Raw genomic sequence first — 13326 nt, 5'->3', positions numbered from 1 at the left:
AGACTAAACAACGCCTAATTTTTTCAATTAAAATAACATTTAAGCAGACTATGGATTACGGAAAAGAATTCGAAAAATTCGCTATAAAAGATCAAGGTATAAGTAGTACGTATTACAACAAAATTATAAGTAGTATGTATCCTACTAACTTAACGCCTAATATTATTGAAGAGCGTCAAATGAACATTGCTATATTTGATGTGTTTTCGCGTTTAATGATGGATAGAATTATATTTTTAGGAACAGGTATCAATGATCAAGTTGCTAATATAATTCAAGCGCAATTATTATTTTTAGAAAGTACAGATGCTAATAAAGACATCCAAATATACATTAACTCTCCAGGAGGAAGTGTTTATGCAGGATTAGGTATCTATGACACCATGCAATTTATTAAACCAGATGTTGCTACAATTTGTACAGGTATGGCAGCCTCAATGGGAGCAGTATTATTATGTGCAGGAGAAAAAGGTAAACGTAGTGGTTTAACGCACTCTCGTGTAATGATCCACCAACCTTTAGGTGGTGCACAAGGTCAAGCTAGTGATATAGAGATTACTGCGCGTGAAATTTTAATCCTAAAGGAAGAGCTTTACAAGATTATTAGTAAGCATTCTGGACAAGATTATGATAAAGTGTATGAAGACAGTGATAGAGATTACTGGATGAAAGCTGATAAAGCTAAGGAATACGGAATGATTGACGAGATTTTAGCTCGTAACTAAATATTTAAATTAAAGGGTCTTTTTAATTATAAGTTATCATTTTATAGCTTACAATTAACTATTGACTTTTAAACAAAAAAAATGGCAAAGGAAGAATTAGAATGTTCGTTTTGTGGTAGGAAAAAGCCAGAAACCAATTTATTAATTGCTGGTTTAGATGCACACATCTGTGATAGATGTATTGAGCAAGCACATGGTATTGTTGTTGAAGAATCTAAAGAAGAAGACACTAAAGATCTTTCAGCAGAATTAATGCTGAAGAAACCGCAAAAAATAAACAGCTTTTTAGACCAGTATATTATAGGTCAAGAATATACAAAAAAAGTAATGTCTGTAGCAGTTTACAACCACTACAAACGTTTATTACAACCGCCAACTAATGATGATATTGAAATTCAAAAATCAAACATTATAATGGTTGGGCAAACAGGTACAGGTAAAACATTAATGGCTAAAACCATTGCAAAAATGTTAAACGTACCTTTAGCTATCGTCGATGCTACTGTATTAACAGAAGCTGGTTATGTTGGTGAAGATGTAGAAAGTATTTTAACACGATTATTACAAGCTGCAGATTACAATTTAGATAAAGCACAAAAAGGGATTGTGTTTATAGACGAAATTGACAAAATAGCACGTAAAAGTGATAACCCTTCAATAACTAGAGATGTCTCTGGTGAAGGTGTACAACAAGCTTTACTAAAACTTTTAGAAGGTACTGTAGTTAACGTTCCGCCAAAAGGTGGTCGTAAACATCCTGACCAAAAATTTATTGAAGTAGATACCGAAAATATTTTATTTATTGCTGGTGGTGCTTTTGATGGTATTGAGCGTGTCATATCTAAACGATTAAATATGCAAGCTGTTGGATATAGCGCTTCTATAAAAGAAGATGTTGTAGACCACAATAATTTATTACAATACATTATCCCAAAAGACTTAAAAGACTTTGGTTTAATACCAGAAATTATTGGACGTTTACCTGTTTTAACTTACATGGATCCACTTGACGGTAAAACGTTAAGAGCTATTTTAACAGAGCCTAAAAACGCTATTATCAAACAATATAAAAAGCTGTTTGAAATGGACGAAATAGAGCTGAGTTTAACCGATGGTGCTTTAGACTTTATTGTTGACAAAGCTATAGAGTATAAACTTGGTGCTCGTGGATTAAGAAGCTTATGCGAAGAAATCCTTACGGACGCCATGTTTGAACTTCCTGGAAGTGACACTAAAAAACTAAACGTAACAAAAGCTTACGCTGAACAAAAATTAAGCAAGACTACTATTAAAAAATTAAAAGCAGTCTCATAAATTATAGTTTACGCAATTAAAAAAAGCCACTTTAATCAATAGATTAAAGTGGCTTTTTATTTATTATTCAACCTGCTGTATTACATCTTCTTCAATAATAACAGTAACTGATTTTGTCCAATTATTAGTATTTTACAAATTATAAGATTGTATTTATCATTTGACTTTATTGGGTTACAACCTATGCAACAACCTAAACTACTAAATGTGCATTTACTCCTATTTTGTTGAATTACCTATTTTATAAAAAACACCGTCTTTTTCTGCCACCTCAATCGCAGTCTTTAAGGTTTGGTCAACACTAGTTAATATTAATAAATAACTATTAAACGCAGTAATGGACTTATCTCCTTCAACAAGTTTAAATTGATTACTATATTCTGGATTATAGCCTTGAGATTTTGATATTAGCTTAAACTCTGCTTTTAATTGATTTGGGTTTAAAATTTTTAAAGTCTCTTCTTCCATTCTAGCCACTTCTTCTCCAAAAACAACAGTATCTAAGGCCTTTTTTACATTAGAATTTTCTAGATTTTGATCGGCTTCTGTTTCTGATGAACACGAAATAAACAAACTAATTAAAAATAAATAGCTGATTTTTTTAAAAAATTTCATAATACTTTTAATTTATAATTAATTATATAAACTTAAACTTATACAAATTTTTTATACATTTATTTTAATAATCTAACTTTGTAATAAATAAAAACCACTTTAGACAAATCGTTTAAAGTGGTTTTTCTTGATTAAATTCAATATGACTTCCCTTAAAGCCAGATTAATAGCAAGACTAATATATGTTTTATTTATTTGATAACCAAATAAATAGACTGATTTATTTAAACTATGATAATTACAAAATAGACATTAGCTAAAAAGAACAGCACATAACGCCAACTATTACCTATGTATTTAAAAGTATTAGCTCGTCCATATATTGACGCGTATTAGATAGTCTTGGGACTTTGTGTTGGCCTCCAAGCTTATTATTTTGCTTTAACCAATCATAAAACAACTGCTCTCTAGCTATGTGTATTTTTGGTTTATTTAATGTCATATTATTATAACGTTTAGCTTCATAGTCTGAGTTTAGACTTTTAAGTGCATTATCAAACAGCTCATTAAAATAATTAATATCCTTTGGAGGCGTTTTAAACTCGATTAACCACTCATGCGCACCTTTTTCTTTACCTTCCATAAATATTGGAGCTGCTGTGTAATCTACAATTTCTGACTTCGTCTTTTTACAAACTTTTTTTAAAGCATCTTCAGCGTTTTCAATAATCAACTCTTCGCCAAAAACATTAATATGGTGTTTTGTGCGTCCTGACACTTTTATACGATATGGACTGATAGACACAAACCTTACGGTATCACCTATCATATAACGCCAAAGCCCAGCATTAGTAGTAATTACAACTGCATAGTTTTTATTAAGTTGTACCTCACTTAATGGTATTACCTTTTGATCTTTAGTCCCAAATGTATCCATAGGGATAAACTCGTAAAAAATACCATAGTCTAACATTAACAATAAATCGCCAGAGTAATTTTGATCTTGAATTGCAAAAAACCCTTCCGATGCATTATAAATTTCGTAATATTTAAAATCTTTTTTAGGTAGTATATTTCGGTATTGCTCGATATATGGATTAAAGCTTACACCTCCATGAAAATACACTTCTAGATTAGGCCAAACGTCAAATAAGCTTGTTTTATCGGTTTTATCTAAAACGTTATTAAGTAAAACTAACATCCAACTTGGGACACCTGCAAGACTGGTAACATTCTCGTTTATAGTCTCGTTAACTATAGCTGCCATTTTGGTTTCCCAATCACTCATTAAACTAACCTTACTACTTGGCGTGCTACTAAACTCTGCCCAAAAAGGCATATTATCAATTAAAATAGCGCTTAAATCTCCAAATGCAGTTCCGTTTTCTTTGTATAGCTCTTTACTACCTCCTAACCTTAAGCTTTTACCAGTAAATAATTGCGAATCTTCATTATTATTAAGGTACATGCATAATAGGTCTTTACTTGCTGCATAATGACAATCTTCTAGACTGTCAAAACTAACAGGAATAAACTTACTTTTAGCACTGGTTGTACCGCTAGATTTTGCAAACCACTTAATTGGCTTTGGCCAAAAAATATTATTTACACCTTGTCTTGAGCGTTCAATACTATCCTGTAAATCCTCGTAAGTAGATATAGGTACGCGATCTGCAAATGTTGCATAGTTTTTTATTGAAACAAATCCGTGTGTTTTACCAACCTCAGTGTCTTTAGCTATGTCTAACAAATTAAACAACAGCTCTTGCTGCACCTCATTTGGATACTTTAAAAACAACTCTATTTGATGAAAACGCTTCTTTAAAAACCATGAAGCAATAGAATTAACAAGAGGAATTGGCATAGTTATTTGTATCTTTAAGTTTTAAAAATAATACTTTTTTTTATGACCTACCAAGGTGTGTTGACAAAAATGCAAACCGAGTTTTCTAAACCTATAAATTACTATATGGTTTTTAAAAATGACTTTATTAATATTAACCAATTATTAGACAAAACCTTAACGTTTAGTTTTGTAAAATACGAGTGTCTAAATTGCCATTTAGATAAGCCTATTTACCGTCAAGGTTTTTGTAAAAGTTGCTTTTTTGAGATTCCGCAAGCAGCAGATTGGATCATGAAACCCGAGTTAAGTCAAGCCCATTTGGATATTGAAGAGCGCGATTTAGCCTATGAAAAACAAGTACAATTACAACCACACATTGTCTATTTGGCCAATTCTAGCAATGTAAAAGTTGGTGTTACCAGAAAAGGTCAAGTCCCAACGCGTTGGATTGATCAAGGTGCACATGAAGCTATTGAGATTGTTGAAGTCCCTAACAGGTATTTAGCTGGAATTACAGAGGTTGCTTTAAAGGATTATGTTGGTGATAAAACTAATTGGCGTACCATGCTTAAAAACGATATTAAGGATGAAAATTTAATTGAATGGCGAGATAAGCTAAAACAGTATATACCTGATGAAGCAAAACAATATTTTATTGAAGACAATCAGGAAACTAATATTGAATTTCCGGTGTTACAATATCCAACAAAACCTAAGTCTTTAAATTTTACAAAGACACCACATTACACAGGTGTTTTAAAAGGTATCAAAGGACAATATTTAATTTTTGAAGACAATACCGTTTGTAATATTAGAAGTAATGAAGGTTTGGTTGTAAACATTAGTATTACTTAATTTTATAAATAAATTAACGAGTCACACAAAACATATCTCTCTAGTTTTTAGTAAATTGTAAATAAAAAAACTATGAAAACGCCTGCTATGTTTTGGGTGGCTATTACCACCTTGTTATTAATTACTGTTACTATTATGGTAGCAATGAATATGTCTTTTAGTTGGGTCTTTTACCTAACTGTTATTGGTCAATTATTTGTAGCTATTATGGTTTATAAGGTATTAAAAGACCATTATTTTACAGATAAAACATTTGAACATTTTTACGAAGACAAACCTTATAATTACAGAAAGTAATTATTTTTATTGTTTTACGACTTAGTGTATATGACTACGCTACTATTTGTTTATAATGCTAAATCAGGTTTAAAAAACCTAGCAATTGACATTGCACATAAATTATTTAGCCCTAAAACTTACGCTTGTAAATTATGTGCTTTAACTTTTAATACGTTTACAGAAAACACAATTTGGAAAGATTTTAGAAATAGAACTGATTTAGAAATTGAATTTTTACATAGTGACGCGTTTGAAGCAAAATTTAAAGCTAAAAATTTTAGCTACCCAATTATATTATCCAAAACCAATAACACGTTACAACCCTTTTTGTCAAGCAAAGCTATTGCGTCCTTAACATCTGTGGAAGAACTAATTCTTACTATTGAGTCCAAGTCTTGCGATAGGTTGCGTTAGCGGTAGTAATGACATCCTTTTTTTGCTGCCGTATATGGCAAAAAAAGATATAATGGATGACGCGACCCTTGTGGTAACGCCCAAAAATTACTCTTTAAACCATCCTGAGTATTTGACGTAATTATTGGCAATACGATTTATTTCTCCATTGATTAACTCTTTACTAATATCTTTGACTTTTTTTGCTGGTACACCTGCGTAAATGCTTCCTGATTGGACTATTGTATTTTGGGTTACGACAGCTCCTGCTGCTATTATACTGTTACTTTCTACAACGCAATTATCCATTACGATGCTTCCCATACCTATTAACACGTTGTCGTGGATTGTGCATCCATGGACTATAGCATTGTGACCAATGGATACATTATCACCTATTATTGTTGGGTATTTTTGATAAGTACAATGCACGACTGCTCCATCTTGGACATTGACTTTGTCTCCTAATTTAATATAATTTACGTCTCCACGTAGCACTGCATTAAACCAAATGCTGCATTGTTTGCCTATTTGAACATCGCCTACTATGGTAGCGTTTTCGGCTATGTAACAGTCTGCTGTAATTTGTGGTGCTTTACCATTTACTGGTTTTATTATTGGCATGTGTTGTTTGTTTTTTATTTTTTTTTGTTAGTTTCTCTAAAACATCCGAATAGAGGTATTGGGTTATTTAAAGTAAGATAATAAATCCGATTTTTTTGAAGCAGACACCATAATTTCTTGTCCGTTACTAAGTATAACACTTCCTCCTTTTCCTTTAACGTATTTAACGACTTCGGCTACATTAATTAGGTAACTTTTGTGTACACGTGCAAATCCTGATGGTGTTAACGCGTCTTCAAAATATTTTAGTGTCTTACTGACTACTTTCTTTTTATTGTTGTTTAAATAGATCTCTGTATAATTATCATCTGCTTTACAATACAAAATATCTTTGGTATTTAACACCTCAAAACCGTCTTGTTGTGGTATGGTTATTTTGCCTGCTACATTATTGGTTTTAGGTATTAATACTTGGTCTTGTAATGCGTCTTCTTTTGACTTAATTTCGGACACATAGTCAACTGCTTTAATCAGCTCGTCAATATCTATTGGTTTCATTAAATAATAAGATGCGTGTGCATTTAGGGCATCCATAGCGTAATTGTTATATGCGGTTACAAAAATGGTTTCGAAATCACGATCACCAACTTTGTCTAATAAATCAAATGCGTTACCGTATGGCATCTCTACATCTAAAAATACTAAGTCTAAATCTAAGGTACGTATTAACTCTAAGGCTTCGTTTATGTTTTCTGCCTCGCCAATTATATTAACTTTTGGACAGTATTTAGTTAAGTAGTTTTTTAATATGGCTCTACTTTGTGCTTCGTCTTCTACTAATATTGCGTTTAGTTTCATTTTTAATCTTTTTTTATTGTCACTACTACTTTTGTCCCTACATCTCCTTCTGTTCCATTATCGTCTATAAACACATCTACTTTGTCTTTATACATTTGATTTAAAATAGTGACACGTTTTTTAATATTTCCTAACCCTTTAGAGTTATGTTTTTGTTGATTTTGGGTCTTTAAACTTTTAGATTTTTTGCGTCCAATACCATTATCTGCAATGGTAATTGCTATTACACCTTTTTGTTTTTTGGTTATTGAAATTTCTAACAATCCCATGTCATTTTTATAACGTAGTCCATGCCATACTGCATTTTCTATGTAGGGTTGTAGTAACATAGGCGGAATCTGATAGGCTTCGATATCTATAGTTTTGTCTATATTAATAGTGTATTCAAACTTATCTTTAAACCTGAAATGCTCTAATTTTGAGTATAATTCTATAAGTTCAATTTCTTTTTGAAGCGGAATAAAATCTTCTTCAGAGTTTTCCAAAACTGCACGCATTAATTTAGAAAAATCGGATAGGTATTTGTTTGCAGTCCTCTCGTCATTAGTCGCAATAAAACTGTTTACCGAGTTTAGTGCATTGAAAATAAAATGCGGATTCATTTGACTACGTAAAGACTTTAAAGCTAATAAATTGTTTGCCAATTTTTGTTGTTTTATATATTTAAACATTAAATAAGCTGCAACTGCCAATAGGAATAAACCACCTATTAATGAGTATATAATAAGTTGTTGACTTTTATTTTTTTCTTCAGACAATTCAACTTGACTTAGCGTTAACTTTCGGTCTGTTTCTAGAGTTGTGATTCGGTTTTGCTTTTCGGCAATACTCTTATTAAATCGTGCTGCTTGCGATATTTCTTGCTCTTTTTTAATGTATAGTTGGTCCACAGTTTTAACGTACTCGTCAAACATTAATTTAGCTTCGCTAAAATTACCAGACTCGACATACACATCTGTTAGTTTTTTAGTCGCATCTTTTTTAACTATTAAGTCTTCTTTTTTGTCTGCTTCTTCAATACTTTTTTCTAGATACGGAATGGCTTCTTTATATTCCTTTTGAAGGAAATACGCATTACCAATTTTATAGTTTTGTTTTTGTTTTGTGATGTTACTCTCGTTAGCTATTACAGAGTCTTTTTCAATAACAGCTATATCCTTAATAATCTCTTTTCTGGTTTTAATTTCTTGATCGTAAGATTGATTGACATTTTGAAAATCTGCAAACTTAATTTTTTGTTCAACCTCTCTTGTTTTATTTTCTTGAGCTGCAAGTGCTACAGAGTTTTCTAGTAACACTTCGGCTTTAGCCTTTTTACCTTCTGTATTGTAAACCTCTCCTAATTTAGAATTTAGATCTGTTATTTTTGGCAAAATTTGATTGGTAGTCGCTACTTTTAATCCTTCTGTATAAGCTTGGGTTGCTTTACTGTTTTGATTGATTTGAGCATACACATCACCTAATCCTTCATAACGTATTACGTTTTGCCAATTAGACAAATCGCTAGTTTTTAAACTATTATAAATTGCTAAACTTTCTTGGTGGTTTTTGTTTTTAAAATAGGCTTTAGCTAGTTTTAAATTAACATCTGTTGCATTTACATTATTTAAACTTATACGATAGTTTGTTACTGCTAAATCGTATTGTTTCCAATACATATAGACATCTGCCAAGACCTCAAAAGCTTCGGCATTTTGCTTAACAGATGTGCTTTTTGGAATACTTTCAGTTATAAACTGTATACTTTTTTCGGCTGAAATTTTCTTGTAAAAAACAGCTGAATCAATGGTGCTTTTAAATGTATTAGATTTGGTTTTTATCTTTTTAACATAGGCATCCTCGATTAAAGCATGGACTTCTACGGTTATATCGTCATCGGATTTTACGGTGTAATAAATAGTCTCAAAATCCTTGTGACTAATCATAATCTCATCTCCTACTTTTACATTAATTCTAAACTCACCACTTAAACTAGTACTAGTATAAGATCCTCCATTAACTTGGATGTTAACATCAACTATTGGATTATAAGTATCCACCTCTCTAACTAATCCTTTTATTGTAAAAGTAGCATCATCATCAGTTATATTAAACTGTTGTTGAGCTTGCATGATATGCTGTGCTGTTAGACACAACAAAATAATTAGTAGTATGCGTAGGTTTTTCATTTATTAAATTATAGAATATAAACTTACGCACTTTAGCCCATTAAATAAAATGTACTTTTTTCAATTTGATAAGTAAAATAACTAAAATTATAGTCTTAACTCATTTATATACCAAACTGACTCATTTATATTGTTAGTTTACTCAATCTGGCTTTTGTTTTAAATATGTTGCTTATAGGTTTACCAAAATTAAAACTTAAAGCCATTATGAAATACTCTAAACTATTTGCCCTATTCACTTTACTATCTATTAACATCCAAGCACAACACATGGGAAATCTTAATCAAGGCATTTCCAGACAAAATATTACTAGCGGAAATGCAATTGCTTATGGTAACTCACCTAGACAAGTCACACCTAATTTAAATCCTAATAGTACTATAGTAATTGACGTTAGAGCGTTGCAAAATGAAAAGGCAACTAATTACACTGCTATTTTTAATGTTACTCAAATTGGCGAAACTGCAGAAATTACTAATACCCTTTTAAATGATCGTATTGCAAATATCAAAACAGAGTTATCGTCAATTGGAATTTTAGAAAAGGATATTGCAATTGACGTGATTTCGTTTGTTCCTGTTTATGAGGTAGAGGTCACTAAAAAGCTATTTAGCAAAACGTATACTGAAGTCCCTAAAGGATTTGAACTGCAACAAAACATACACATCCAATTTACTAAGACACAACAATTTGAAAAAATTCTTACTGCTTGTGCTAAAAACGAAATTTATAACTTGGTAAAAGTGGATTATTATATTGAAAACATTGCTGATGTGTATAAGAATCTACAAACTAAACTTTTAAATTTAATTACCGAAAAAAAAGAATATTACAATCTACTAGGTTTTAAATTAGAAAACTATAATGCTGTCATGGCTGATCAAAAATATTGTTACTTCCCTAAAGATTTTTATCAAAATTATCAGGCTTATAACAGCATATCTTTCCAAGCTTTAAAACAGGATAAAGGTGTTACTGAAGTAAAAAAACAAACCTCATATTATTACCAACCTTTATCTTACGAGAACTACGATATTGTAATTAATCCTGCAATATTAGAGCCTGTTGTACAAATTGGCATGGAAATAAAATTACATTTTACACCTAAACCAGCTGAGCAAAAACAAGACCCTATTGTTAAAACAGAAATCAAACATAAATACTTTGTTATATCACCTGACGGAACCATTGACGTTAAAGAGTTAAATACTAACCATTAATTAAAACCATAAAAAAAAGCCTCATTAAAATGAGGCTTTTTTTATAAATTATATATTGACAATTAGTTAATTGCAGGACAATTACAACTGTATCTTTCTTTACCACAGTTAAAGTTAAACCCTAATGTTAATTGGTGGAATCCACCATTATTAAATACTACAGAGTTTGCTTGGTAGCTATAGTTGTAAGCAAACACAAAGTTGTTTACTTCCACACCTAATATTGGTGTAATATATTGTAATTTTTGACTGCTTACTCCAGATCCATCTCTAAATTCTGCACCATCTAACGATCGTCTGTAAGATAATCCTCCCCAAACCTTACCAAAGTCTACGGATTTGTATGCTTTAAGGTTAAGGTCAAAAGATGCTTCCTCTGTAGCATCTCTATACATAAACATTGCAGAAGGTTCAAAACTCCATTCGCTACCATAGCTTCCAAAGGTATTTCCTACAGATACTAAGTAAGTTCTTAAATTATCATAGCTTATACCTTGCTCATTAAAATTAATACCATCATTTTTTAATAAGTTTTTAACTGTTGCGTGTGCATAAAAATCATATAAGAAGTAAGAAAAACCAAAGTCTACATTAAAATTAGTAGCAGACTGCTCTATTCCAGCTATAATAGGATCAAATCCATCAGCTAAAAAACTAGTTTCATCTAACTTATATTGTATAGCTCCAACACTTAAACCAAAAGATAATTGGTTTAGGTCAGTAGTACTTCTAGAAAACATTAAATGGTGTGCGTAAGTAAAATAAGCACCAGTTTGAGAGTGGTATCCATTTTTATCACTGTATACAATAGCTCCAATACCAGATTGCGAGTCTCCAATTCTACCATTTACACTTGCAGTAATTAACTTAGGAGCATCATCATCTCCAAACCACTGCTGTCTTCCTGTAACCCTAAGCTTAGCGCAATTTGCTGCACCAGCCATAGATGGGTGAATCAAGTAGTAGTTATCCGTTAAGTAATCTGAGTAGATTGGTAATCCCTCTTGGGCTTTTGAAAATTGAGTGCCAAATAAAGCAACAATTGCTATTAAAAATATGTTTTTTAATCTCATAATCTCTTATTTCGAGGTAGACAGGTCTATAAAAATAGCTACGCTATTGGGTTTATAACTAACTTTTAACTTAAAATCAAAAGTGAGTCTCAAATATATAAATTTACTCTTTATAATTTCAATCCTAAAAGTTAAAGGTTCAAGATAAAAATGTTTTATTAAATAAACTTCAAAAATCGTTAAATTTTATAAAAATCAAATATAATAGATATCTATACTTTTCTTTAGTATTTTTGCAAAAAAAAAGTAACAATGAGTGATTTTAAAGTTTCAATACAAGAAACCTCTAACCCTACCATAATTAAATTCGAATTAAACCAATTTATAACAAAGCACCAAAGCTTTGAATTTAACAACATTGACGAGGCTAAGGACTCACCTTTAGCACAACAATTATTTTATCTTCCTTTTGTAAAAAAAGTTTACATATCTAGCAATTTTATAGCTATTGAAAGATATAATATTGTAGAATGGAACGATGTTAAGACTGAAGTAGCAGAACAGATTGAATCCTATCTAAACGATGGTGGAATAGCTGTGTCAGATACTGCTGTAACAAAAAAGGTTGCTGTAACCGTTTACACGGAAAGCACGCCAAACCCATCAGTACTAAAATTTGTTTCTAACAAAAAACTAGTAACTTCTTCCTACGAGTTTACCTCAATCGAAACAGCTAAACCATCACCTATGGCTACAGCGTTATTTCATTTTCCATTTGTTAAAAGCGTCTTTTTTGACGAAAACTATGTATCAATCACAAAATATGATATCGCAGAATGGAATGACATTTCTTTTGAATTAAGAGAGTTTATAAAAAATTACATAGAGGATGCTAAAGAAATAGTATCACCTAATGCACCAGAAGTTGTTGAAAAATCTGTAGAAAAAGTAGAAGCACATTTTGAAACATTAGATGACACCTCTAAGCAAATTGTAAACATTCTAGAAGAATATATTAAGCCTGCAGTTGCAAGTGATGGAGGGAACATCCAATTTGAATCCTATGATGAAACTACTAAAACCGTAAAAGTAATTTTACAAGGTGCATGTAGTGGTTGTCCATCTTCAACATTTACATTAAAAAACGGAATTGAAAATATGCTTAAAGAGATGTTAGCAGGAAAAGTAGAATCTGTTGTAGCTCTAAATGGTTAATTTCAACCCATAAAACACACTGTTTAACCCAAATACTATATTGTTATAAGATTTAAATCATCAATTATTGTATTAAAATTTGTAATTTTAAGGAACAAACAATAATTAAAATTTAAATATTATGGCAGTATTAAAAGTAATCGAAGTATTATCAAACTCTGAAAAAAGTTGGGAAGATGCAACTAAAAAAGCAGTAAAGCATGCGTCTAAAAGCGTTAAAAACATTAGATCTGTTTATGTACAAGATCAAAGTGCTAGCGTTAAAGATGGCGAAGTTGTAGACTTTAGAGTTAATCTTAAAATTACTTTTGAAGTTAACT

General features: G+C 31.1%; 14 protein-coding genes. 8 read left to right on the top strand and 6 right to left on the bottom strand.

Annotation, left to right across the window (positions count from 1 at the left end; genetic code table 11):
* The first annotated feature begins 50 nt into the window (after positions 1–50).
* Together clpP and clpX are read left to right on the top strand one after the other, a co-directional pair.
* Complete coding sequence (gene clpP, locus V6251_RS12800; protein ID WP_145003521.1) at positions 51–725, top strand: ATP-dependent Clp endopeptidase proteolytic subunit ClpP; 675 nt, start codon at positions 51–53, stop codon at positions 723–725.
* A gap of 81 nt (positions 726–806) precedes the next feature.
* Positions 807–2039 (top strand): ATP-dependent Clp protease ATP-binding subunit ClpX, encoded by a 1233-nt coding sequence (gene clpX, locus V6251_RS12795; protein WP_028283431.1) that lies wholly within the window; start codon positions 807–809, stop codon positions 2037–2039.
* A 219-nt stretch (positions 2040–2258) separates the two neighbouring features.
* Here the strand turns inward: clpX and V6251_RS12790 are convergent, their stop codons facing one another.
* Together V6251_RS12790 and V6251_RS12785 are read right to left on the bottom strand one after the other, a co-directional pair.
* Positions 2259–2654 carry a hypothetical protein gene (locus V6251_RS12790; RefSeq protein WP_341588530.1) on the bottom strand — a complete coding sequence of 132 codons (396 nt, stop codon included), beginning with the start codon at positions 2652–2654 and terminating at the stop codon, positions 2259–2261.
* Between the two features lie 289 nt (positions 2655–2943).
* Positions 2944–4458 (bottom strand): GH3 auxin-responsive promoter family protein, encoded by a 1515-nt coding sequence (locus V6251_RS12785; RefSeq protein WP_341588529.1) that lies wholly within the window; start codon positions 4456–4458, stop codon positions 2944–2946.
* Between the two features lie 42 nt (positions 4459–4500).
* Here V6251_RS12785 and V6251_RS12780 point away from each other — a divergent pair, with 42 nt between their 5' ends.
* The 3 genes from V6251_RS12780 to V6251_RS12770 all read left to right on the top strand — a co-directional run bounded on the left by V6251_RS12780 (position 4501) and on the right by V6251_RS12770 (position 5988).
* Positions 4501–5295 (top strand): DUF2797 domain-containing protein, encoded by a 795-nt coding sequence (locus V6251_RS12780; RefSeq protein WP_292942590.1) that lies wholly within the window; start codon positions 4501–4503, stop codon positions 5293–5295.
* Between the two features lie 72 nt (positions 5296–5367).
* Positions 5368–5592 carry a hypothetical protein gene (locus V6251_RS12775; protein ID WP_341588528.1) on the top strand — a complete coding sequence of 75 codons (225 nt, stop codon included), beginning with the start codon at positions 5368–5370 and terminating at the stop codon, positions 5590–5592.
* Between the two features lie 30 nt (positions 5593–5622).
* Entirely contained in the window at positions 5623–5988 is a 366-nt protein-coding gene (locus V6251_RS12770; protein WP_341588527.1) for a GTPase, read from the top strand.
* An 87-nt stretch (positions 5989–6075) separates the two neighbouring features.
* Here the strand turns inward: V6251_RS12770 and V6251_RS12765 are convergent, their stop codons facing one another.
* From V6251_RS12765 to V6251_RS12755, 3 genes are all read right to left on the bottom strand, one after another.
* Positions 6076–6591: a gamma carbonic anhydrase family protein gene (locus V6251_RS12765; protein WP_341588526.1), complete on the bottom strand. Its 516-nt coding sequence runs from the start codon at positions 6589–6591 to the stop codon at positions 6076–6078.
* Between the two features lie 63 nt (positions 6592–6654).
* Complete coding sequence (locus V6251_RS12760) at positions 6655–7389, bottom strand: LytR/AlgR family response regulator transcription factor (RefSeq protein ID WP_341588525.1); 735 nt, start codon at positions 7387–7389, stop codon at positions 6655–6657.
* Positions 7390–7391: 2 nt separating this feature from the next.
* Positions 7392–9557 carry a tetratricopeptide repeat-containing sensor histidine kinase gene (locus V6251_RS12755; protein ID WP_341588524.1) on the bottom strand — a complete coding sequence of 722 codons (2166 nt, stop codon included), beginning with the start codon at positions 9555–9557 and terminating at the stop codon, positions 7392–7394.
* A gap of 207 nt (positions 9558–9764) precedes the next feature.
* Between V6251_RS12755 and V6251_RS12750 the strand changes: the two genes are divergently transcribed.
* Complete coding sequence (locus V6251_RS12750) at positions 9765–10778, top strand: SIMPL domain-containing protein (RefSeq protein WP_341588523.1); 1014 nt, start codon at positions 9765–9767, stop codon at positions 10776–10778.
* A 62-nt stretch (positions 10779–10840) separates the two neighbouring features.
* On the opposite strand, the gene V6251_RS12745 is transcribed toward V6251_RS12750, so the two are convergent.
* Entirely contained in the window at positions 10841–11851 is a 1011-nt protein-coding gene (locus tag V6251_RS12745; RefSeq protein WP_292942577.1) for a PorP/SprF family type IX secretion system membrane protein, read from the bottom strand.
* Positions 11852–12103: 252 nt separating this feature from the next.
* Here V6251_RS12745 and V6251_RS12740 point away from each other — a divergent pair, with 252 nt between their 5' ends.
* On the top strand, positions 12104–13006 hold the full coding sequence (locus V6251_RS12740; RefSeq protein WP_341588522.1) for a NifU family protein: 903 nt from the start codon (positions 12104–12106) through the stop codon (positions 13004–13006).
* 121 nt (positions 13007–13127) lie between these two features.
* The coding region (locus tag V6251_RS12735) for a dodecin family protein (RefSeq protein WP_282069359.1) at positions 13128–13326 on the top strand (199 nt) is incomplete at its 3' end.

It is taken from the genome of Olleya sp. Ti.3.14 (genome assembly GCF_038154885.1).
GTDB lineage: Bacteria > Bacteroidota > Bacteroidia > Flavobacteriales > Flavobacteriaceae > Olleya.
Note: the sequence above shows the minus strand (reverse complement) of the source record. Positions and strands in the feature narration are given on the sequence as shown.

What these genes read in the sequence shown, in the direction of transcription:
- clpP (WP_145003521.1), top strand. Translation starts at nt 51, where the DNA reads ATGGATTACGGAAAAGAATTCGAAAAATTCGCTATAAAAGATCAAGGT.
- clpX (WP_028283431.1), top strand. Translation starts at nt 807, where the DNA reads ATGGCAAAGGAAGAATTAGAATGTTCGTTTTGTGGTAGGAAAAAGCCA.
- V6251_RS12790 (WP_341588530.1), bottom strand. Translation starts at nt 2,654, where the DNA reads ATGAAATTTTTTAAAAAAATCAGCTATTTATTTTTAATTAGTTTGTTT.
- V6251_RS12785 (WP_341588529.1), bottom strand. Translation starts at nt 4,458, where the DNA reads ATGCCAATTCCTCTTGTTAATTCTATTGCTTCATGGTTTTTAAAGAAG.
- V6251_RS12780 (WP_292942590.1), top strand. Translation starts at nt 4,501, where the DNA reads ATGACCTACCAAGGTGTGTTGACAAAAATGCAAACCGAGTTTTCTAAA.
- V6251_RS12775 (WP_341588528.1), top strand. Translation starts at nt 5,368, where the DNA reads ATGAAAACGCCTGCTATGTTTTGGGTGGCTATTACCACCTTGTTATTA.
- V6251_RS12770 (WP_341588527.1), top strand. Translation starts at nt 5,623, where the DNA reads ATGACTACGCTACTATTTGTTTATAATGCTAAATCAGGTTTAAAAAAC.
- V6251_RS12765 (WP_341588526.1), bottom strand. Translation starts at nt 6,591, where the DNA reads ATGCCAATAATAAAACCAGTAAATGGTAAAGCACCACAAATTACAGCA.
- V6251_RS12760 (WP_341588525.1), bottom strand. Translation starts at nt 7,389, where the DNA reads ATGAAACTAAACGCAATATTAGTAGAAGACGAAGCACAAAGTAGAGCC.
- V6251_RS12755 (WP_341588524.1), bottom strand. Translation starts at nt 9,557, where the DNA reads ATGAAAAACCTACGCATACTACTAATTATTTTGTTGTGTCTAACAGCA.
- V6251_RS12750 (WP_341588523.1), top strand. Translation starts at nt 9,765, where the DNA reads ATGAAATACTCTAAACTATTTGCCCTATTCACTTTACTATCTATTAAC.
- V6251_RS12745 (WP_292942577.1), bottom strand. Translation starts at nt 11,851, where the DNA reads ATGAGATTAAAAAACATATTTTTAATAGCAATTGTTGCTTTATTTGGC.
- V6251_RS12740 (WP_341588522.1), top strand. Translation starts at nt 12,104, where the DNA reads ATGAGTGATTTTAAAGTTTCAATACAAGAAACCTCTAACCCTACCATA.